This is a genomic window from Streptomyces sp. NPDC048254 (assembly GCF_043201895.1).
Classification (GTDB): Bacteria; Actinomycetota; Actinomycetes; order Streptomycetales; family Streptomycetaceae; genus Streptomyces.
Genome location: NZ_JBICZJ010000003.1, coordinates 350,483 through 371,695 on the forward strand (window position 1 = coordinate 350,483; position 21,213 = coordinate 371,695).

The 21,213-nt window shown below is 71.3% G+C and carries 19 protein-coding genes; 11 read left to right on the top strand and 8 right to left on the bottom strand.

Features of this window, described 5'->3' with window-relative positions:
- Nucleotide 1 precedes the first annotated feature (1 nt).
- Nucleotides 2-1,021 carry a carbohydrate kinase family protein gene (locus ACGFZQ_RS11275; protein ID WP_393840114.1) on the bottom strand — a complete coding sequence of 340 codons (1,020 nt, stop codon included), beginning with the start codon at nt 1,019-1,021 and terminating at the stop codon, nt 2-4.
- Nucleotides 1,022-1,148: 127 nt separating this feature from the next.
- Here ACGFZQ_RS11275 and ACGFZQ_RS11280 point away from each other — a divergent pair, with 127 nt between their 5' ends.
- The 5 genes from ACGFZQ_RS11280 (at nt 1,149) to ACGFZQ_RS11300 (ending at nt 8,757) form a co-directional block, all read left to right on the top strand.
- Complete coding sequence (locus tag ACGFZQ_RS11280; protein ID WP_393840115.1) at nt 1,149-1,913, top strand: DeoR/GlpR family DNA-binding transcription regulator; 765 nt, start codon at nt 1,149-1,151, stop codon at nt 1,911-1,913.
- Nucleotides 1,910-3,247, top strand: coding sequence for a 6-phospho-beta-glucosidase (locus tag ACGFZQ_RS11285; RefSeq protein ID WP_393840116.1), 1,338 nt, complete (start codon nt 1,910-1,912; stop codon nt 3,245-3,247). Before ACGFZQ_RS11280 ends, ACGFZQ_RS11285 begins: the two co-directional genes overlap by 4 nt.
- Before the next feature lie 46 nt (nt 3,248-3,293).
- The gene (locus ACGFZQ_RS11290) at nt 3,294-6,350 is read left to right on the top strand and encodes an alpha-mannosidase (RefSeq protein ID WP_393840117.1); all 3,057 of its coding nucleotides are present in this window, start codon (nt 3,294-3,296) and stop codon (nt 6,348-6,350) included.
- An 83-nt stretch (nt 6,351-6,433) separates the two neighbouring features.
- Nucleotides 6,434-7,684: an alpha-L-fucosidase gene (locus ACGFZQ_RS11295; RefSeq protein ID WP_393840118.1), complete on the top strand. Its 1,251-nt coding sequence runs from the start codon at nt 6,434-6,436 to the stop codon at nt 7,682-7,684.
- 203 nt (nt 7,685-7,887) lie between these two features.
- A complete protein-coding gene (locus tag ACGFZQ_RS11300; protein ID WP_393840119.1) occupies nt 7,888-8,757 on the top strand; it encodes a sulfotransferase family protein in 870 nt (289 codons plus the stop codon).
- 27 nt (nt 8,758-8,784) lie between these two features.
- Here ACGFZQ_RS11300 and ACGFZQ_RS11305 read toward each other — a convergent pair whose 3' ends face one another.
- A complete protein-coding gene (locus tag ACGFZQ_RS11305) occupies nt 8,785-10,464 on the bottom strand; it encodes a carbohydrate binding domain-containing protein (RefSeq protein ID WP_393840120.1) in 1,680 nt (559 codons plus the stop codon).
- 192 nt (nt 10,465-10,656) lie between these two features.
- Complete coding sequence (locus ACGFZQ_RS11310) at nt 10,657-11,778, bottom strand: ATP-grasp domain-containing protein (RefSeq protein WP_393840121.1); 1,122 nt, start codon at nt 11,776-11,778, stop codon at nt 10,657-10,659.
- A 356-nt stretch (nt 11,779-12,134) separates the two neighbouring features.
- Between ACGFZQ_RS11310 and ACGFZQ_RS11315 the strand changes: the two genes are divergently transcribed.
- Nucleotides 12,135-13,040: a metallophosphoesterase family protein gene (locus ACGFZQ_RS11315; protein WP_393840122.1), complete on the top strand. Its 906-nt coding sequence runs from the start codon at nt 12,135-12,137 to the stop codon at nt 13,038-13,040.
- Entirely contained in the window at nt 12,988-13,668 is a 681-nt protein-coding gene (locus tag ACGFZQ_RS11320) for a 4'-phosphopantetheinyl transferase (RefSeq protein WP_393840123.1), read from the top strand. The genes ACGFZQ_RS11315 and ACGFZQ_RS11320 overlap by 53 nt, the downstream gene beginning before the upstream one ends.
- 26 nt (nt 13,669-13,694) lie before the next feature.
- Here ACGFZQ_RS11320 and ACGFZQ_RS11325 read toward each other — a convergent pair whose 3' ends face one another.
- The 3 genes from ACGFZQ_RS11325 to ACGFZQ_RS11335 all read right to left on the bottom strand — a co-directional run bounded on the left by ACGFZQ_RS11325 (nt 13,695) and on the right by ACGFZQ_RS11335 (nt 15,384).
- Nucleotides 13,695-13,922 carry a hypothetical protein gene (locus ACGFZQ_RS11325; RefSeq protein WP_382531332.1) on the bottom strand — a complete coding sequence of 76 codons (228 nt, stop codon included), beginning with the start codon at nt 13,920-13,922 and terminating at the stop codon, nt 13,695-13,697.
- 215 nt (nt 13,923-14,137) lie between these two features.
- Nucleotides 14,138-14,707: a toxin-antitoxin system, toxin component gene (locus tag ACGFZQ_RS11330; protein WP_393840124.1), complete on the bottom strand. Its 570-nt coding sequence runs from the start codon at nt 14,705-14,707 to the stop codon at nt 14,138-14,140.
- A 23-nt stretch (nt 14,708-14,730) separates the two neighbouring features.
- Nucleotides 14,731-15,384 (bottom strand): helix-turn-helix domain-containing protein, encoded by a 654-nt coding sequence (locus ACGFZQ_RS11335; RefSeq protein WP_393840125.1) that lies wholly within the window; start codon nt 15,382-15,384, stop codon nt 14,731-14,733.
- Between the two features lie 246 nt (nt 15,385-15,630).
- On the opposite strand from ACGFZQ_RS11335, the gene ACGFZQ_RS11340 reads away from it, so the two are divergent.
- Entirely contained in the window at nt 15,631-16,299 is a 669-nt protein-coding gene (locus ACGFZQ_RS11340) for a hypothetical protein (protein ID WP_351730758.1), read from the top strand.
- 104 nt (nt 16,300-16,403) lie between these two features.
- Here the strand turns inward: ACGFZQ_RS11340 and ACGFZQ_RS11345 are convergent, their stop codons facing one another.
- The gene (locus tag ACGFZQ_RS11345; protein ID WP_351730761.1) at nt 16,404-17,183 is read right to left on the bottom strand and encodes a hypothetical protein; all 780 of its coding nucleotides are present in this window, start codon (nt 17,181-17,183) and stop codon (nt 16,404-16,406) included.
- A gap of 38 nt (nt 17,184-17,221) precedes the next feature.
- Nucleotides 17,222-17,962 (bottom strand): FadR/GntR family transcriptional regulator, encoded by a 741-nt coding sequence (locus tag ACGFZQ_RS11350; protein ID WP_382531335.1) that lies wholly within the window; start codon nt 17,960-17,962, stop codon nt 17,222-17,224.
- 123 nt (nt 17,963-18,085) lie between these two features.
- Between ACGFZQ_RS11350 and ACGFZQ_RS11355 the strand changes: the two genes are divergently transcribed.
- The 3 genes from ACGFZQ_RS11355 to ACGFZQ_RS11365 are packed head-to-tail and all read left to right on the top strand — an operon-like array spanning nt 18,086 to nt 21,204.
- Nucleotides 18,086-19,117 carry an ABC transporter ATP-binding protein gene (locus ACGFZQ_RS11355; protein ID WP_393840126.1) on the top strand — a complete coding sequence of 344 codons (1,032 nt, stop codon included), beginning with the start codon at nt 18,086-18,088 and terminating at the stop codon, nt 19,115-19,117.
- Between the two features lie 29 nt (nt 19,118-19,146).
- Complete coding sequence (locus tag ACGFZQ_RS11360; protein ID WP_393840127.1) at nt 19,147-20,337, top strand: ABC transporter substrate-binding protein; 1,191 nt, start codon at nt 19,147-19,149, stop codon at nt 20,335-20,337.
- A 3-nt stretch (nt 20,338-20,340) separates the two neighbouring features.
- On the top strand, nt 20,341-21,204 hold the full coding sequence (locus tag ACGFZQ_RS11365; protein WP_393840128.1) for an ABC transporter permease: 864 nt from the start codon (nt 20,341-20,343) through the stop codon (nt 21,202-21,204).
- The last annotated feature ends 9 nt before the right edge of the window (nt 21,205-21,213 follow it).

The window sequence follows — 21,213 nt, forward strand, 5'->3', positions numbered from 1 at the left end:
CTCAGAACTGCCCTGCGGGGGGTGTGACGGGTGCGTGCCGGACCGGCGGGCCGGGGTCGGCCGGCAGTCGGTCGGTGAGGAACCCGTAGGCGCGTTTCAGGTCGGGGTCGGTGAGCGAGCGCCACCAGCGGTCGACGCCGTACCAGCCGGGGGCCGCCAGTGCCCCGCCGTGGTGGCCGACGGAGAGACCGGCGGCGAGTACGGCGAACCGCAGCCGTTCGTCCAGCGGCCAGCCGCCGAGCGAGGCGGTGACGAAGCTCGCCCCGAAGACGTCGCCGGCGCCCGTCGCGTCGAGGACGTCCACGGCGAGGGCCGGGACCTCCGCGAACTCGCCGGTGGTCTGGTCGACGGCCACCGCGCCGTCCCCGCCGCGGGTCACCACGGCCACCGGGACCAGTTCGGCGAGGGTGCCGAGGGCCGCGACCGGGCTGTCGGTGCGGGTGTAGGCCATCGCCTCGGTCTCGTTCGGGAGGAAGGCATGACACAGGGCGAGGTGGTCCAGGAGGTCACGGGACCACTGCTGGGTGGGGTCCCAGCCGACGTCGGCGTAGATACGGGTGCCGTTCGCGGCGGCCTTGGCGATCCACTCGCGGGGTTCGGCCTCGATGTGCACGAGGGCGGTGCGGGCCTCGGGCGGGTCGCCCATCAGCACGTCCTGCGAGTAGGGCGGTTCCGAGCCGTGGGTGACCAGGGCGCGGTCCTGACCGTGGGCCAGGGCGACGGTGACCGGGGTGGGCCAGTCGTCCGCGACCCGGGAGAGGGAGAGGTCGACGCCTTCCTGCCCGGCGAGGACCTCCTGGCAGTAGGCGCCGTAGAAGTCGTCCCCGAAGACCGTGGCCAGCGAGGTGCGCAGGCCGAAGCGGGACGCGGCCACCGCGAGGTTGGCGATGCCGCCGGGGCCGCAGCCCATGCCGGCCGTCCAGATCTCCTCGCCCGGTGTCGGCGGCTTCCCGAGCCCCGTGAGGACGAGGTCGTAGAAGAGCAGCCCGGTCAGCAGCACATCGGGCATGTCGTCGTCCACACGCCACCCTCTCGTCAAAACTCGTCAATTTCGATGACCGGAATCGTGCGCTGCCGCGCGAGATTGGTCAATACCCGAGCAGAACTGAGCATGGAAATGATTGAAGATGACGAGTAGTGTTCGGCGAGTGCTGGCAGAACGACGACACCAACTCATCCTGCGGGCCCTGCGCTCGGGCGGCCCCGCGGCCGTGACCGATCTCTCCGAGCAACTGGGTGTGAGCCCCGCCACCATCCGGCGTGACCTGCTGAAACTGGAGGAGGAGGGGCTGCTGACGCGGGTCCACGGCGGTGCTGTCGCCGACGAGGGCGACCAGCCCTTCGCCGAGGTCGCCGAGGTGCGGATCGCGGAGAAGGACGCCATAGCGGCGCGCGCGGCGGCCCTGGTCGCGGACGGCCAGTCGGTCCTCCTGGACATCGGCACCACCGCCTACCGGCTGGCCCGCCAGCTGCACGGCCGCCGCCTCACCGTCATCACCAGCAACCTGGTGGTCTACGAGGAGCTCGCCGACGACGAGGGCATCGAACTGGTGCTGCTCGGCGGCATGCTGCGCCGCGAGTACCGCTCCCTGGTCGGGTTCCTCACCGAGGACAACCTGCGCCAGCTGCACGCCGACTGGCTGTTCCTCGGGACCAGCGGGGTGCGCCCGGGCGGGCAGGTGATGGACACGACGGTCGTGGAGGTGCCGGTCAAGCGCGCCATGATCGGGGCGAGCGACAAGGTCGTGCTGCTCGCCGATGCCGCCAAGTTCCCGGGCACGGGCATGGCGAAGGTCTGCGGTCCCGGGGACCTGGACATGGTGGTGACCAACGCGCCGGCGGATCCGGCGACCCGAGCCGCCCTGGAGGAGGCCGGTGTCGAGGTGGTCCTGGCAGGAAAGGCTCAACCGTGAAACTGACGATTCTGGGCGGCGGCGGGTTCCGCGTGCCGCTCGTGTACGGCGCACTGCTGACGGACCGGGCCGAGGGGCGGGTCACCGAGGTCGTGCTGCACGACCTCGACTCCGGCCGGCTGTCCGCTGTCGCGCGGGTCCTGGCCGAACAGGCGGCCGGCGTCCCCGACGCCCCCGCCGTGACCGCCACGACCGACCTGGACGCGGCCCTCACCGGCGCCGACTTCGTCTTCTCCGCGATCCGCGTCGGCGGCCTGGAGGGCAGGGCCGACGACGAGCGGGTGGCCCTCGCCGAGGGCGTCCTCGGTCAGGAGACGGTCGGCGCCGGCGGCATCGCCTACGGCCTGCGGACCGTCCCGGTCGCCGTCGACATCGCCCGCCGGGTGGCCCGCCTCGCCCCCGACGCCTGGGTCATCAACTTCACCAACCCCGCCGGACTGGTCACCGAGGCCATGTCCCGGCACCTCGGCGACCGCGTCATCGGCATCTGCGACTCCCCGGTCGGCCTCGGCCGCCGTATCGCCCGGGTGCTCGGCGCCGACCCGCGCGAGGCCTGGATCGACTACGTCGGCCTCAACCACCTCGGCTGGGTGCGCGGCCTGCGCGTCGCAGGACGCGACGAACTCCCGCGCCTGCTCGCCGACCCCGATCTGCTCGGCTCCTTCGAGGAGGGCAAGCTCTTCGGCGTCGACTGGCTCCAGTCCCTCGGCGCCATCCCCAACGAGTACCTGCACTACTACTACTTCAACCGCGAGGCCGTCCGCGCCTACCAGCAGGCCGAGAAGACCCGCGGCGCCTTCCTGCGCGACCAGCAGGCGCACTTCTACGAGGCGGTCACCGACCCGGGTGCCAGGGCCCTGGACGTCTGGGACCGCACCCGCGCCGAGCGCGAGGCCACCTACATGTCGGAGAACCGGGAGACGGCCGGCGCCGGCGAACGCGACGCCGACGACCTCTCCGGCGGCTACGAGAAGGTCGCCCTGGCCCTGATGCGGGCCATCGCCCGCGACGAGCGCACCACCCTGATCCTCAACGTCCGCAACGGCGGGACCCTCTCGGTCCTCGACGGCGAGGCCGTCATCGAGGTGCCCTGCCTGGTCGACGCCAACGGCGCCCACCCGGTCGCCGTCGCCCCCCTGCCCGACCACGCCACCGGTCTTGTCTGCGCGGTCAAGGCCGTCGAGCGCGAGGTGCTCGCCGCCGCCGAGTCCGGCTCCCGTACGACGGCCGTGAAGGCGTTCGCGCTGCACCCGCTGGTCGACTCGGTGAACGTGGCCCGCCGGCTGGTGGAGGGGTACAGCGAGGTCCACCCCGGCCTCGCGTATCTTAAGTGACCAGCCGCTCGGAAAGCGCTTTCCATCCCTCTTCTGGAGACTTCCCATGCACGACGAACGCCGCCGGATCGAGGAGCGCGTAGAGCGCCTCCACAACCAGCGCATCAAGCCCGCGATCTACGCGGCCACCGTCCCCTTCGAGGTGTCCGCCTGGCAGGCCCCCGGGGAGCCGGTGCCCTTCGAGGAGGCCGCGGCCGCCGCGTACGAGCCGTTCGCCATGGACACCCCGTGGGGCCCGCCCTGGGGCACCACCTGGTTCCGGATGCACGGCCAGGTGCCCGAGGCGTTCGCGGGCCGCCGGGTCGAGGCCGTCATCGACCTCGGCTTCGTCGGCGACTGGCCGGGCAACCAGGCCGAGGCCCTGGTCCACCTGACCGACGGGACCCCGCTGAAGGCGGTCAACCCGCTCAACCAGTACGTGCGGATCGCGAACCCGGCGACCGGCGGCGAGGTGATCGACTACCTGGTCGAGGCCGCCTCCAACCCTGACATCCTCGCCAACGACTTCGCGGCGCCGACCCCGCTCGGCGACGTGCTGACGGCCGGCGACAAGCCGCTCTACACCTTCAGGCGCGCCGACATCGCCGTCCTGGACGAGGAGGTCTTCCACCTCGACCTGGACGTCCAGGTCCTGCGCGAGCTGATGCTGGAGCTGGGCGAGCACGACCCGCGCCGCCACGAGATCGCGCACGCCCTCGACCACGCGATGGACCTGCTCGACCTGGACGACATCGCCGGCTCGGCCGCCGCCGTGCGCGAGGCCCTGAAGCCCGCACTGTCGAAGCCCGCGAACGCCAGCGCCCACCGCATCTCCGGCGTCGGCCACGCGCACATCGACTCGGCCTGGCTCTGGCCGATCCGCGAGACCAAGCGCAAGACGTCCCGGACCTTCTCCAACGTCACCTCCCTTGCCGAGGAGTACGAGGAGTTCGTCTTCGCCTGCTCCCAGGCCCAGCAGTACGAGTGGGTGCGCGACAACTACCCGCAGGTCTGGGCCCGGATCCAGGAGTCGGTCAAGAAGGGCCAGTGGGCGCCGGTCGGCGGCATGTGGGTGGAGTCCGACGGCAACCTGCCGGGCGGCGAGGCGGTCGCCCGCCAGTTCGTCCACGGCAAGCGGTTCTTCATGGAGCACTTCGGGGTCGAGACCAAGGGGGTGTGGCTGCCGGACTCCTTCGGCTACAACGCGGCCTACCCGCAGATCGCCAAGCTCGCCGGCAACGAGTGGTTCCTCACCCAGAAGATCTCCTGGAACCAGACCAACAAGTTCCCCCACCACACCTTCTGGTGGGAGGGCATCGACGGCACCCGCATCTTCACGCACTTCCCGCCCGTCGACACCTACAACGCCCGCTTCAGCGGCGAGGAGATGTCCCGCGCGGTCCGCAACTACGCCGAGAAGGGCGGCGCCACCCGCTCGCTGGCGCCGTTCGGCTGGGGCGACGGCGGTGGCGGCCCCACCCGCGAGATCATGGAACGGGCGCGCCGCCTCAAGGACCTGGAGGGCTCCCCGAAGGTCGAGGTCGAGCACCCGGACGCCTTCTTCGCCAAGGCCCGCGCCGAGTACGAGGACGCCCCCGTCTGGGTCGGCGAGCTCTACCTGGAGCTGCACCGCGCCACCTACACCTCGCAGGCCCGCACCAAGCAGGGTAACCGGCGCAGCGAGCACAAGCTGCGCGAGGCCGAGCTGTGGGCCACGACGGCCGCGCTGCACGCACCCGGCTACCGCTACCCGCACGAGAAGCTGGACCGGCTCTGGAAGACGGTCCTGCTCCACCAGTTCCACGACATCCTGCCGGGCTCCTCGATCGCCTGGGTGCACCGCGAGGCCGAGGCCGAGTACGCCCGTGTCGCCCAGGAGCTGGAGGCGCTCACCGCGGAAGCGGTCACCGCGCTCGGCGGCGGCACCGCCCGGGTCTTCAACACCAGCCCCTACGACCGCGCCGAGGTCGTCCGCGACGGCGCGGGCACGCCGGTGTACGTGGCGGTGCCGGCGAGCGGCAGCGCGCCGCTGACGGGTGACGCCGAGGCTCCGCGGCCGGTGACCGTCGTCGGCCGGGTGCTCGACAACGGCCTGGTGCGCGTGGAGATCGCGGAGGACGGCACGCTGTCGTCCGTCCGCGACCTCCGGGCCGACCGCGAGGTCCTCGCCGGCCAGGGCAACCTGCTCCGCCTGCACACCGACCTTCCCAACTACTGGGACGCCTGGGACGTCGACAAGCACTACAAGAACCGCTACACGGACCTGCTGGACCCCTCGGAGATCACGGTCGTCGACGAGGACCCGCTGCTCGGCGCGATCCGCGTCACCCGCGCCTTCGGCAACGGCTCGAAGATCACCCAGACGATCACCGTCCGCGCGGGCAGCCCGCGCATCGACTTCGAGACGGACATCGACTGGCACGAGGCCGAGAAGTTCCTCAAGGCCGGGTTCCCCGTGGACATCCGCGCCGCGCACTCCTCCGCCGAGATCCAGTTCGGCCATGTCCAGCGGCCCACGCACACCAACACCACCTGGGAGGCGGCCCGCTTCGAGGTCCCCGGCCACCGCTGGGTGCACCTCGCCGAGCCCGGCTACGGCGTCGCCGTCATCAACGACTCGACCTACGGCCACGACGTCTCCCGCACGGTCCGCGAGGACGGAGGTACGACCACCACGGTCCGCCTCTCCCTGGTCCGTGCCCCGCGCGTCCCGGACCCGGGCGCCGACCAGGGCCGCCACCGCTTCACCTACTCCCTCCTTCCCGGCGCGAGCATCGAGGACGCGGTCGCCGCGGGCTACGCCCTCAATCTCCCGCTCCGGGTGGCCGATGCGGCGGGCGCGCCGGAGCCGGTCGTCTCCGTATCCGGCGCGGGCGTGACCATCGAGGCGGTCAAGCTCGCCGACGACGCCTCCGGCGATGTCGTGGTCCGGCTCTACGAGTCGCGCGGCGGCCGTGCCGAGGGCGTGCTGCGCACCGGCTTCCCGCTCGCCGGCGCCCAGGTGACCGACCTGCTGGAGCGGCCCCTGGAGACGGCGGACACCGAAGGGGACACGGTCGCCGTGGCGCTGCGGCCCTTCCAGATCCTGACGCTCCGTCTGCAGCGGGCGGGCTCCGGCCAGTAGCCCGGGAGGCGGGCCCGGCGGTCGTGCGCCGGGCCCGCCCCCTGCATCCCCCAACTGACCTTGTACCTGACGGGAGTTCAGCCGTGCCCATGCAACCGTGGTTCGCCGACGCCAAGTTGGGGATCTTCGTCCACTGGGGGATCTACGCCGTCGACGGTGTCCAGGAGTCCTGGTCGTTCTACGACGACATCGTGTCGCACGACCAGTACATGTCCCAGCTCGCCCGCTTCACCGGAGCGAAGTACGACCCGCGCGCCTGGGCCGACCTGTTCGCCCGCGCCGGCGCCAGGTACGCCGTGCTCACCAGCCGTCACCACGACGGAGTGGCGCTGTGGGACACCGAGTTCGGCGATCTCAACCTCGGCAGGGACTACCTGGCCGGATACGCCGACGCCCTCCGTGAACAGGGCCTCAGGGTCGGGCTCTACTACTCGCACTCCGACTGGAACCACCCCGACTACGCCAGCACCCGCAAGCCGGGGCGCCCGCCCGAGCAGGAGGACAACCGGTACTCCGAGTGCTCGGCCGAGGACGAGGACCTCGATGCCTGGGAGCGGTTCATCGCCTACCGTGACGGCCAGATACGTGAGTTGGCCTCCCGCTACCGGCCCGACCTGATGTGGTTCGACGGCGAGTGGGAACGCAGCGAGGAGCAGTGGCGGATCAGGGAACTCGCCGCGCTCATCCGCTCCTACTCACCGCACGTCGTCTTCAACGCCCGGATGCTCGGTGAGGGCGACTACGCGACACCGGAACAGGGCGTACCCGTCGAACCCCCCGCCGGGCCCTGGGAGCTGTGCCTCACCATCAACGACTCGTGGGGCTTCCAGCACCACGACCACCACCACAAGTCGCTCAGCCAGCTGATCCGCTACTTCACCGAGACCATCGGCGGTGGCGGCAATCTCCTCCTGGACGTCGGCCCGATGGAGGACGGCACCATTCCGCAGCCGCAGGTCGAGCGCCTCGAAGGCCTGGGGGAGTGGATCCGGAGACACGCCGAGGCCGTGTACGGCACGGTCCGCGGGCTGCCGGCCGGGCACCACTACGGGCCGAGCACCCTCTCCGCCGACGGCCGCACCCTCTACCTCACCCTGTACGACGTCCCGCGCGCCGAGATCGGGGTCCGCGGCCTGGTCACCCCGGTCCGGAAGGTCAGCGTGCTCGGTACCGGCACCGAACTCGCCCACCGTGTCGTCGGCGGGCTGCACGAGGCGGTCGGCGTGCTGTGGATCGACCCGCCGGCCGCGGCCGACCTCGACCCGTACGCGACGGTCCTCGCCGTCGAGCTGGACGGGGAGCTGGAGCTGTACCGGGGTTCCGGCCGGTTCTGATCCAGTTCCGTGCCGCTTTGGTGCCAAAGGTCGGGAATTCTCATATGAAGAATTAAGAGAACGGTAAGTCGGCTGGTCACGGCGGCTTTTCAGGCCGCCGTGACCCCTCTGGTTCGCCTCTTGGACATCTTGAGTTCGCCTGCCACGCCTGGGATGCGGAACGGCAGGGACGAGAGAAAGGCATCACCGTGCGAGACCCGCGAATGTCAGCGATCGCCAAGGGGCTCAAGCGCCGGGGACGGCTCATGGCGCAGGCGGTGAGTCCTCCGCGCAAGACCCTGGACGCGATCCCGACGCAGCGTCCGGCCGGGCCGCGGCCCGCCAAGGGTTACGTGGCCCCGCGCGCCCCGCGTCTGGTGGAGGCCCCGGTCTTCGTCCTCTCCTCGGTGCGCTCCGGCTCCACGCTGCTGCGGGTCCTGCTGAACAGCCACAGCCGCATCCGTGCCCCGCACGAGATGCATCTGCGCACGGTCCACGTCCGGATGTCCCGGGATTTCACCGCGGACGCCATGAAGGAGCTCGCCCTCGACCGCGAGGAGCTGGAGCACGTCCTGTGGGACCGGGTGCTGCACCTGGAGCTCAGCCGCAGCGGCAAGGACGTCATCGTCGACAAGACGCCGCCCAACACCCTCATCTGGCCCCGGCTGCACCGATGTTGGCCCGACGCCCGATTCGTCCTGCTGCTGCGCCACCCCGGCGCCGTCATCCAGTCCCTGACCAGCCGCCGCGCCGACCCCGACCACGAGGGGATCCGCGCCGAGGTCCTGAGCTACGCCGAGAAGCTGGAAGAGGCCCGGCAGCAGCTCCCCGGCGCCCATGTGATCACCTACGAGGACCTCACCGCCGAACCGGAACGGGTCACCCGCGGCCTGTGCGCGTATCTGGGCGTCCCGTGGGAGAGCGGCATGCTCGACTACGGCAGGCAGGACCACGGCACCTTCAAGCCGAAGCTCGGCGACTGGAGCAGCGAGATCAAGTCCGGCCGTATCCAGGCCGCGCGCCAGGCCGACCCCACCGCCGAACTCCCGCCCCGGCTCGCCGAGATAGCGAAGGCGTGGGGGTACCCGGTCTAGGCACCCCCACGCCACCGCTGCCGATGCTCAGCCGGTGAAGCCGGCCGTGATCGAGGTGAACTGCCAGTTGCTCTGGCTGATCCCGGAGCAGTTGCTCACCACGCCACCGCCCGCGCAGCCGCGGTCCCGGTTCACGGCCCAGAACGCGAGCCGGGCGATGTGGTGCGAGTTCCCCCAGTCCTTGATCTGCGTCCAGATCGCCGGGGTCGTGGTCTCCTGCTGGTCCGACAGACCGTTCATGCCGGAGATCCCGATGTGCGCGTAGGCCGTCGCGTCGTCCCACCCGAAGGTGGACTTCAGCTTGGTCTTCAGCCCCTCGGCCGCCGCCACGGTGTTGCCGTACATGTCGGCGCCGCCGCCGAAGTCGAACGGCATGATCGTGAAGACGTCGATGTTCGCGCCGAGCGACTGGGCCTGCTCGATGAGCCGGTTGCCGTAGTACGTCGGCCCGGTGGTGGAGGTGCCGAAGGTGACGATCGTCCTCAGGCCGGGGTTGTTGGCCTTGACCGTCTTCAGGGCTGTCAGGATCTTCGCCTGCACGGCCTCGTTCTCGAACTCGTCGGTGTTCTCGATGTCCATGTCGACGGATTTGAGACCGTAGGCGTCGATCACCTTCTGGATCGCCCCGGCCAGCGCGCTGGCGGAGGAGCAGTTGGCGCCGAGCTTGCTGCCCTGCCAGCCGCCGAACGACGGGGTGATGTCACCGCCGGCCGCCTTGATCTGGTTGATCGCCGTCTGGTCGACACCGCCGGTCAGCGCCCGGCTGCCGTCCCAGGCCGGGGTGCAGCCGCCCGAGTCCAGCACGAACGCCATGGTGAACGACTTGATGCCGGTCGCGCTCATCACGGTCGAGGGGCTCGGCGGATCGCCCCAGCCCTCGAAGAGGTAGGGCGCGGCCTGCTTGAAGCCGGTCCCGCCGCCGCTGCCCGCGTCGGTGGTCACGGACACGGAGTTGGAGGCGGCCGACACGTTCCCGGCCGCGTCCCGCGCCTTCACCGTGAACGTGTACGCCGTACTGGCCGACAGCCCGCTCACCGTGCCGGAGGTCCCGGAGACGCTCGTCGCCAGGGTCGACCCGCGGTAGATGTCGTACGCCGCCACCCCGACGTTGTCCGTCGCGGCCGACCACGACAGCGACACGCTGGACGAGGTCTTCCCGGTGGAGGTGAGGTTCGTGGGCGCGGTGGGCGCCTGGGTGTCGGAGCTGCCGCCGGGCCCGTCGAGGCTGATGTCGTCGGCGTAGTAGGTGCCCTGCGCGTACCAGCCGTGGACGTAGATCTGGGCGCTGGTCTGCGAGGCACCGGTGGTGAAGGAGACGCTCAGCTGGCTGTACTGGGACGGCGAGCTGGTCCAGGTGGAGGAGCCGCCGGTGACCCCGAGGTAGACGTACGAGCCGCGGACCCAGCCGCTGAGCGAGTACGTGGTGTTGGGCTGCACGGCGACGGTCTGCGTGCACTGGGCGGTGTCACTGGAACTCACGGCCCCCGCGAGGGCCTTGGACCCGCCGTGCACGGGGGAGGAGACGACCGAGCCCAGGTTCCCGGTGCAGGACCAGGGCGAGAGGCTCCCCGACTCGAAGCCGGGGTTGGAGAGGACGTTGGCCGCCTGTGCGGTACCGGGAAGCGCGATGGCCCCGGCGAGCGCGAGGGCGGCGGACCCGAGCAGTGCGAGTATCCGACGTCTGGAACGTCTGAGCGAGTTGCGCACGCGATCTCCCTCATGGAATGGGGGTGTTCGGGAGTTGCACGAAGGTGCAAGGGGGTGCGCAACAAAGTTGGTATGGACCAATCCACCTGTCAAGGACGCGTGCGTGAATTGGTCCATACCGGTGAGATGACCGACCCAGGGGCGCGAGGAACTGCGCGAGCAACCACACACGACCCGCACCCGGCCGACAACCTAGAGCGGCATCACCGCGGCGCCGGCGTCCACCGACTCCACTTCCATGGGCAACGCCGGCGCCAACACCACGTCGGCCTCCTCCCGCGCCACCGGCGCGGACGGCAACACATGCCTCGGCCCCGACACCACCGCGTAGTCCTGCCCCAGGAACGGCGGCTCGATCACCCCGGGGTCCTCGCCCAGCGCCAGCTGCACGGCTGCCCACGGCGCGTTGACCCCACAGAGTGACAGCTGGTGCAACCCCCCGGCGGGACGTGTGTTGACGTCGAGCAGCACGGGTTCGTCGCCGTACATCCGGAACTGGATGTTGGACAGGTAGTGCAGCCCGAAACCCTCCGCGATCAGCCTGGCCGGCTTCAGCCACCGCTCGTCCAGGGTGAAACCGCGGCGGCGGCCCTTCTTCGTGCGGCCCACCGCCAGCCGGATCCGGTTGTCGGGCCCGGTGAGGCAGTCCACGGACACCTCCGGCTCCTCCAGCCGCGGCATCACCAGCCAGTCCACCGGCTGGTCGGCCCGCCGCAACGCGTCGACGACCAGGTCGAGCTGGACGTACGGTCCCGGGAACCCGTTGAGGTGGAAGAGCGAGAAGGGGGCGCGTGTGATCACGCGGAAGCCCACACCACCCGCACCGGCGGCCGGCTTGAAGCAGGCCTTGTGCCCGTCGGTCTCCAGCTTCTCGACCGCGGCGACCAGTTCGTCCGCCGTGCGGACCCGCCACCACGGCGGCACCGGGACCCCGACCGAGGCGACGGCCTCGTACGCGGTCGCCTTGTCCTCGAAGACCGCCGTGCCCTCCGGCGTCGGCGCCAGCAGGGCCGTACCGACCGCCTCGAAGTCGGCCCGGTGGGCGACGATCGCCGACTGGTGCAGCCGGGGCACGAAGACATCGATGCCACGGCGCTGGCACTGGTCGAGCGCGTACTCGACGTAGGCGGCCGGGGAGAGGCCCTCCGGCTCCAGGTCGGCGGTGTCGGCGGCGGCCAGCACGGGGGAGTCGGCGTCACCGTGCGTCGCATGGATCTCGACCGCCCGGTCGCTGGGATTTTTCCGCAGCTGATCCATGAAGAACACGTTCTCCGCGTACGTGCGGTTGAGCCAGACGCGTACGCGAGAGCGCATTAATGCCGCCTTCCGGGGTTTTTGGGCAGGGCTCAGCGGGCCCGTGCCCGGGCAGGGTGGTTGGAGGGTCACCAAACCGCCCTGGACGAAGGGAAGTTCGTGGCGGTGGTGTTGGGGGGATCATACGGCTTTCAAGGGGCCTCGCGTGCAACGCCAGTGTTACGGATTTCCCGGGACTGTCCACGCGCGTTTTCCTGCACCGTCCTCGTCGGTTTCCTTGACTGACCGGCACCGGCCCGGCGAACCGCCGAGGGTTGGCCGGCGAATGCCCGCCGACAGGCCGACAAGTCCCCTTGTTCCGTCGACCCGTCATGTGTTGAGGTGGGTGGTGACGACATGATCGGAAGGGGTACGGGGTGGAGTCCACGGCCGGTGCCGGGCAGCTGCTGGCCATCAGCGACCTGCACATCTCGTATCCGGAGAACCGCGAGCTCGTCGAGAAGATGCGCCCCGAGACGGATGACGACTGGCTGATCGTGGCCGGCGACGTCGCGGAGACCGTCGCCGACATCCGCTGGGTCCTGGAGACCTTCGCCGACCGCTTCGGCAAGGTGCTGTGGGCCCCGGGCAACCACGACCTGTGGACCCATCCCAAGGATCCGGTCACCCTGCGCGGCGTCGCCCGCTACGAGCATCTCGTCGACCTCTGCCGGGAACTCGGCGTGGTCAGCCCCGAGGACCCCTATCCCGTCTGGGAGGGCCCGGGCGGCCCGGTCGTCGTCGCACCGCTCTTCCTCCTGTACGACTACTCCTTCCTGCCGGCCGGCTGCGCCACCAAGGAAGAGGGCCTCGCGTACGCGCACGGCACCGGCATCGTCTGCAACGACGAGTACCTGCTGCACCCCGACCCCTACCCGACCCGCGAGGACTGGTGCCGGGCCCGGGTCGAGGCCACCGAGCGCCGGCTCGCCGAGCTGCCCGAGGACCTGCCGACCGTGCTGGCGGGCCACTACCCGCTGGACCGGCACCCCATGGACGTCCTGTGGTACCCCGAGTTCGCCATGTGGTGCGGCACCACCCGCACCGCCGACTGGCACCGCCGGTTCCGCGTCGACACCATGGTCTACGGTCATCTGCACATCCCCCGGACCACCTGGCACGACGGCGTCCGCTTCGAAGAGGTCTCCGTGGGATACCCCCGCGAGTGGCGCAAGCGCTCCCAGCCCCCGGGCAAGCTGCGCCGTATTCTGCCGATGGAGGTAGGAACCGGTGATCGAGGAGCTGCTCCCGGACTCGGTGGTGGCCGTGGAGATGCTCGGTGACGAGGCGATCCGCGAAGCCCCCCTCTACCCCGAGGAGGCGGCGCTCGTCGCCCGGGCCGTGCCCAAGCGCCGCCGCGAGTTCTCCGCCGTGCGCGCCTGCGCCCGGCGCGCCATGGAGAAGCTCGGGGTCCCGCCGCAGCCCGTCGTGAGCGGCGAGCGCGGCGCCCCGCGCTGGCCGGACGGGCTGGTCGGCAGCATGACCCACTGCGAGGGCTACTGCGCCGCCGCCCTGGTCCGCGCCACCGACCTGGCCTCCCTCGGCATCGACGCCGAACCGCACGCCCCGCTGCCCGAGGGCGTCGCGGAGTCCGTCCTGCTGCCCTCGGAGCAGGAGCGGCTGCGCCGGCTCGTGGCCGAGCGGCCCGGCGTGCACTGGGACCGCCTGCTGTTCAGCGCCAAGGAATCCGTCTACAAGGCGTGGTTCCCCCTCACCGGGAAGTGGCTGGACTTCATGGAGGCCGACATCGAGCTTGTCCCGGAGCCCGGCGCGCGGCCGCACGGCACCCTGCACGCCCGCCTGCTGGTCCCCGGCCCCCAGGTCGGCGGCGAGAGGCTGCAGGTCTTCGAGGGGCGCTGGAGCGTGGGGCACGGCATGCTGACCTCGGCCGTGGTGGTGCCGCACCCCTGACCGTGCCCCGGTCGTGCTCCGCGGGCTCAGGTGGGTGGGCACCAGTCGTGCAGCAGGCGGAAGAACGCCTCCTCGTTGCCGGCGAGTCCGGCCCGGGCCAGGGCCTCCTCGGCCTCGGCGAGCACGGCCGGCGGGACCACGAAGGGGCGAGCGCCGTCCGGCGGTCCGTCGAAGGCCGCGCGGACGGTGTGCAGCAGCCGCAGATAGGCCTGGACGGCGGATCGCTCACGGTCGGTCAGTACGGCGGTGGGCATGGCTCGGCTCTCCCCGTCGGTCGTCACGGTCACGCGCCCGGACGGCGCGGCCGCACCGCGTGTGCGGTGCGCACCCACCAGCTTGCCGTCCGCCACTGACAACGCCTGCCCGCTACGCCTCGGTTCGCCCGCTCAGCCGACGCGGAACCGCACCGCGAGCCCTCCTGAGGGAACGTCTCGTCGCCCGGCCCGCACGGAATCCGGCCGGCCCGGCTTCACTTCCCCGGATAGCCCAGCGAGGCCTCGATGCGCCCCGCCACGTCGTGCCGCCGCACCGGGCCGCGCAGGGCCGAACCCGCGAGCCAGGTCCGGCACTTGCTGGCCAGCAGCAGCCCGAAGGTTTCCGCGTCCCGTTCCTCGGCCTGGTCGAAGCGGGTACGGGCGGCCACCCGCCGGACGGCGGCCTGGACCGCGGCCCGGTCGGTGACCGCGCCGTGGCCCGTGCCTTCGTCGATGAGCCGTGCCGCCACCGCGACTCCTTCGACGTCATGGCCGTGGTGGTCGGCGTGCATGTGCCACAGCTCGTGGCCGAGGATCACCAACTGGTGGTCGGGAGCGGTGCGTTCCTCGACCACGACCAGGTCGCGGTCGGCCAGGTCGAGCCAGAGCCCGCTGGCCGTGCCGGGCGGGAAGACGGCCGTACGGAACAGGACCGGGCGGCCGCGGCGGCGGCCCATCGCGTCGCACAGCGCCCGGTACAGCTCCTGCGGCGGGGCGGGCGCGGGCAGGGTCAGCTCCCCGACCAGCTTGCCGCTCAGCCGGCGCATGTCCCTGTCGATGGCCATCTTCTCCTGTTCCCCTCAGCTCACTACCCGGGCCGCTTGACACTTTCCAGGAGCATGTCCAGCCATTCCGCGACCTTGTCCCGGTGCTGGTCGGTGGGCAGCTGGGCGGCCCGCCAGGCGATCCCGCGCACCCCGTGGTCCTGCAACAGCCGCTCCAGGGGGTCCGCCGCGACCTCGGCCGCCGCCCGCTCCCGGTCGGCCAGCTTCTGCAGCAGCTCCTGCTCGACGCGCTGGAGGGCACCGGCCAGCGCCTCGGGGTCCGCGGCGGTGAGGAATCCGGCGTGCACCCGGAAGAAGCGCTGGAGGGCGTCGCAGTGCTCCATGGTCGGCCGCCGGTCGCCGTTGAGCAGGGCACCGGCCTGCTGCCGGGACATGCCCGCGCCGTCCGCGATCTCCTGCTGGGTGTGCTTGCGGCCGTTGGGCTTGAGGCGGGTGCGGCGCAGCAGGTCGAGGCGTTGCAGGAAGCGTTCCTGGACATCGGGTTCGCCCGCGGGCCGGCCGCTGAGCAGGGCCTTGACCACGGACTCGGGGACACCGCAGGCGTGGGAGAGCCGTCCGACGTCGTAGACCTCGGCGTACGCCACGCCGAGCCGGTCGGCGAGCGCGGTGACGCGGGAGACGACGGCCGGCAGCTGGGCGGTCGCCGTGGCGCCCGGATCCTCGTAGCCTTCCGTCACCGACAGAACTCCTACGTCTCTCAGAGGAATCAGGGGCTTCGCACAGGCGGTCGCCGTGGATCGCCCGGCGTGAACCCCCCGGAGATTAGCGGGTCGTTCGAACTCACATCCAGGTGTCGCCACAACTGTGGCCAATTTCGGCCGTCAACAGGCATGAAATGCCACGATAGTTGACATGCCTCAGGGTGGGGCAGCAGGATCACATCGCCGCGAGAAGGCCGCATAGGCAAGAGGGGTGACCTCCCGATGGCATATCAGGCAGGTGGGCGGCGGCCGGCGCCGCGGCCCGTCCCCGAAAGTCTTGAGGCCCAGGCATATCTCCAGGACTACGCGTTGCTGCTGGACGCGGTCCCTTTCCCGTCCCTGGTGGTGGATCACCGCTGGGACGTGGTGCTGGCCAACGGCGCGTTCGAGACACTTTTCCGGGGGGTCGGCCCGCATCCCACCGCCATGCCGGGGGACAACTTCCTCCGGTTCGTCCTGTTCCACCCGGACGCCGGCTCGGTGCTCGGCGCGCACGAGTCGGGCTGGTGCCTGCCGATGCTGGCCCAGTTCAAGACCACCCTGGAGCGGTACGCCCACGACCACGAACTCCAGTCGATCCGCCGGGAGATCGCCCAGGACCCGATCATGGAGGCCGCCTTCCGGTACGGTCTGCCGCACTGGCTGCGCGCGGTCGGCGAGGAGGGCGCCCGGCTCGACGGGGCCGTCCGGCCGGTGCTGCACCCGGACCCCATGCTGGGCGCCACCGAGTGCCGGGTGGTCGGCGAGACCGCCAGGACCCTTCATGACATGGGCTACGCGCGTTACACCCTGGTGCTGCGCGCCACTCCCCGTCCCGCCGCCCCGCGCCGCGCCCGCCGGCCCGGCGGCCTGGGCGCCCATCTGACCGTGGTCCCCGCCCCCGACGCCTGACCCGGCACCGTCGGCGTTCAGGTCGCCGACGGCGCCGGGCCGGACGCCCGCACCGGCTCCGGCCCGCACCCGCCGGCGTCAGCCGCCCGGACGCGGGTCCCGGCTCACGCCGGGGCCACCACCAGGACGAGCGGCACGCCCCGGCAGGGCACCAACCGCAGCGCGCCGAACGTGGCCGGCCGCCCGCTCTCCAGCACGGCCGCGAAGTCCGGCCCCTTGGTCAGCGAGCCGGCCAGCTGCGCCGGGTCCGCCGACGCCGCCACCCGGCCGCGCGCGTTGACCAGCCGGGCGGGTCCGGGCAGCGCCCGCAGCAGGGGCAGCGCGGCCGCCTCGAAGTGCCGTAGATACACGTCGGCGGCGGCCACGCCCAGGAAGCGGCCCGCCCGTTCCACCGGTGCGGACAGGGTGAGGCTGTACTCGTCCGAGCAGAGGTAGTCGACGTACGGCCCGGCGACCGCCCGCCGCCCGGTGTCCCGGGGCAGCGTGAACCAGTCCCAGTGCGTGTAGTCGGAGTAGGCCGAGGTGCGCGGGTCGAGGTCGAGGAGCAGGGGCCGTACGTCCCCGCCGGCGTCGCTCTGCCACCACTCCAGCCAGGCCGGCACGTCGCCCAGCAGTCCGGGCGCCGCCACGAAGCCGACACCGGAGACCAACTCCTGCCGCAGCAGGCGCAGATGGAGCCCGGGGCGCAGTGCGGCGAGGTCCGCGGTCACCGGCCGGCGGCCCTGGGCGGCCACCCGGGCCAGCAGCGCGGCGGTGTCGGCGCGGGTCTGCGCGACGGCGTCGAACACCGCCTCCAGGGCGTGGCCGACCCGCTCGGCCGCGTACTCCTCGGCGGCGGCCGGCGTCCTGGTCGCAGGAGTGGCGGGGACGGTGCCGCGGCTCATGCTGCCCTCCGGCGGACGGGGGAGCGGGCGCGGCGCGGCTACAGGGTCAGCCGCAGGGCGATGAGCCGCGCCGTCGAGTCCCGCACGCACCGCTCGGCCAGCTCCCTGGCCGATGCGTCCGCCCCATCCTGCACGGCCGAGATTACGGACCGGTGACGGTCCGCCACCTCTTCACGATATTCGTCGTCGCCGAGCACAAGGCACAGCAGCGCCCCGACCTCCGTCTGGAGCGCGACCTGTTCCCGGGTGAGCCGGGCCGACTGGGCGGCGGCGGCCAGTTCCACGTGGAAGCGGCCGTACAGCCGGCAACGCGCCGACGTGTCCCGCGCCTTGCGCAACTCCCCGGTGGTCCGGCGGAGCTGGTCCAGGTCGTGGTCCTCGGTGCGCTGTGCGGCGAGGTGCGCGGCGGTGCCGGACAGGGCCGCCCAGTGGTCGCCGAGATCGCGCAGCTCCTCGGGGCTCCAGCCGCGCAGCCGCTCCATGAGCCGCTCCCGGCCGGGTGTGTCCGGCAGGGAGACGAAGCTGCCGCCGCCGCGGCCCCTGCGGGTGACGACCAGGCCCTGCTGGCGCAGCGCCATCAGCGCTTCCCGCAGGGTCACCGTGGACACCCCGAGCTGTCCGGCCAGCTCCGTCTCGCCGGGCAGCTGCTCGCCGTCGGCGAGCAGTCCGAGCTCGATGGCGTCGCCGATCCGGCGTACGACGGCGTCCACCCGGGCCCCGCTGTCCACCCGGGCGAAGACGGCCTTTCGGGCGCCGCCGTCCGTCTGCTGCTGTTCCACGGCCCACCACCCTATGCGTTGACCCAAGCTTTACCTCAGAAGGGTCTTGAGCTTTGAACTATGACTTCATATCTTTCCGTTCACCACGTGCAACGCCAGAGAGCACCAGAAAGGTTCCCGCCCATGGAGGCCAGCGCGATCCGGTTGCGGGATCTGCGGAAGTCGTTCGGCGAGACCAGCGCCGTGGCAGGAGTCGACCTGGAGATCCGCGACGGCGAGTTCTTCTCGATGCTCGGCCCGTCCGGCTCCGGCAAGACCACCGTCCTGCGCCTGATCGCCGGCTTCGAGAGCCCCACCTCGGGCGTGGTCGAACTCGCGGGACAGGACGTCACCCGCCGGGCCCCCTTCGAACGGGACGTGCACACGGTCTTCCAGGACTACGCCCTGTTCCCGCACATGAACGTCGAGCAGAACGTCGCCTACTCCCTCAAGGTCCGCCGGGTCGCCAAGGCCGAACGCCTGGTCCGCGCCCGCAAGGCCCTCGCCGAGGTCCGCCTGGACGGCTTCGGCGGCCGCCGCCCCGCCCAGCTCTCCGGCGGCCAGCGCCAGCGCGTCGCCCTCGCCCGCGCCCTCGTCGGACGCCCCCGCGTCCTGCTGCTCGACGAGCCCCTCGGCGCCCTCGACCTCAAGCTGCGCGAGCAGATGCAGCTCGAACTCAAGGCCCTGCAGCGGGAGGTGGGCATCACCTTCGTCTTCGTCACCCACGACCAGGAGGAGGCCCTGACGATGAGCGACCGCGTCGCCGTCTTCCACCAGGGCCGTATCGAACAGGTCGGCACCCCCGCCGAGATCTACGAACGCCCCGCCACCGCCTTCGTCGCCTCCTTCGTCGGCACCTCCAACCTGCTCACCGGCGACACCGCCCGGCGGGTGCTCGGCGAGAGCGGCACCCACAGCATCCGGCCCGAGAAGATCCGGGTCCTGACGGAGACGGCGGGCCCGGGCGAACCCGACCACGCCGACGCCGTCGGCACCGTCGCCGAGGTGGTCTACCTCGGCGACGCCACCCGCTTCCTGGTCGACCTGGACGGCGGCGGCCGGCTCACCGCGCTCCAGCAGAACCTCGACACCTCCGCCGAGGACGTCGCCGCCTACCGCGGCACCCGCGTCCGGCTGCGCTGGCAGCGCCGGCACACCGTCCACGTCCCCGACTGACCCGCCGTCCCTCACCTCTGGAGTACGTCGTGCGCCTCCCCCGTCCCCGCACCGCGGCCGCCGTCGTCGCGCTGCTGCTGGCCGCCACCGCCTGCGGCTCCTCCGGCTCCGGCTCTTCCACCGGGCTCAACCCGCCCGACCTCAAGCCCCTCGCCAAGCTCGGCAAGAGCGAGGGCGAGGTCAACCTGATCGCCTGGGCCGGCTACGTCGAGGACGGCTCCGACGACCCCAAGGTGGACTGGGTCACCGACTTCGAGAAGCAGACCGGCTGCCAGGTCAACTCCAAGGTCGCCGCCAGCTCCGACGAGATGGTCAAGCTGATGAAGACCGGCCAGTACGACGCCGTCTCCGCCTCCGGCGACGCCTCCCTGCGCCTGATCGCCTCCGGCGACGCGGCCCCGGTCAACACCAAGCTCGTACCGAACTACAAGGACGTCTTCAGCGGCCTGAAGAACGGCGCCTGGAACTCGGTCAAGGGCCAGATGTACGGCATCCCGCACGGCCGCGGCGCCAACCTGCTGATGTACAACACCCAGAAGGTCAGTCCCGCGCCCACCTCCTGGTCGGCCGTCTTCGACGACGCGGGGAAGTACCAGGGCCATGTCACCGCCTACGACTCGCCGATCTACATCGCCGACGCGGCCCTGTACCTCAAGGCCACCAAGCCGGAGTTGAAGATCAAGGACCCCTACGCGCTCGACCAGAAGCAGTTCGACGCGGCCGTCGCCCTGCTGAAGAAGCAGAACGCGGACATCGGCGAGTACTGGAGCGACTACCTCAAGGAGATCTCCGCCTTCAAGAGCGGCGACTCCGTCATCGGCACCAGCTGGCAGGTCATCGCCAACCTGGCCGCCGACGACGGCGCCAAGGTCAAGGCCTTCGTGCCCAAGGAGGGTTCGACCGGCTGGTCCGACACCTGGATGGTCTCCGCCAAGGCCAAGCACCCCACCTGCGCGTACAAATGGCTCGACTGGATCGTCTCCCCGAAGGTGAACGCGGAGGTCGCCGAGTACTTCGGCGAGGCCCCGGCCAACGCCAAGGCCTGCGACCTGACCAGCGACAAGAACTTCTGCGCCACCTACCACGCGGCCGACGAGAGCTACTGGAAGAACATCGCCTTCTGGAACACGCCCATCGAGCAGTGCCTGGACGGCCGTACCGACGTCAAGTGCGTGCCGTACGCGAAGTGGGTGCAGGCCTGGACCGAGATCAAGGGCTGACCCATGGCCCTGCTCACCCGGACCGCGGGGGCGCTGCACCGGCGCCCCCGGCTCCGCCTCGCCCTGCTGCTGACCGCCCCCCTGCTGTGGCTGGCCGTGCTCTACCTCGGCTCGCTGGCCGTGCTGTTCGTCTCCGCGTTCTGGACGACGGACTCCTTCACCTCCGAGGTCGTCAAGGTCTGGTCGACCGACAACTTCCACGAGCTGTTCACGACACCGGTGTTCCGGCAGGTGATCCTGCGCAGCGTCGGCGTCGCCCTCGCGGTGACCGCCCTCTGCGCGGTGATCGCCTTCCCGGTCGCCCTCTACACCGCCCGGGTGGCCAGGCCGAGTCGGCGTCCGCTCCTGGTGGTCGCCATCCTCACCCCGCTGTGGGCGAGTTACCTGGTCAAGGTGTACGCCTGGCGGCTGATCCTGTCCGAGGGCGGCCTCGCCGACTGGCTGCTGAAGCCCCTTGGGCTGAGCGGGCCGGGCTTCGGACTGCCGGCCACCGTGCTGACCCTGACCTACCTGTGGCTGCCCTACATGATCCTGCCGGTCCACACCGCGCTGGAGCAGCTGCCCGACAACCTGCTGGACGCCTCCGCGGACCTCGGCGCCCGCGCCGGGCGGACCCTCCGTTCCGTGGTGCTGCCGATGGTGCTGCCGTCGGTCGCCGCCGGATCGGTGTTCACCTTCTCGCTCAGCCTCGGCGACTACATCACCGTGCAGATCGTCGGCGGCAAGACCCAGCTCATCGGCAACCTCGTCTACGCCAACATCGAACTCAACCTGCCCATGGCCGCCGCGCTCGCCACCGTCCCGGTCGTCGTCATCGTGCTGTACCTGCTCGCGATGCGCCGCACGGGCGCGCTGAGCAGCCTGTAGAGGAGCCCG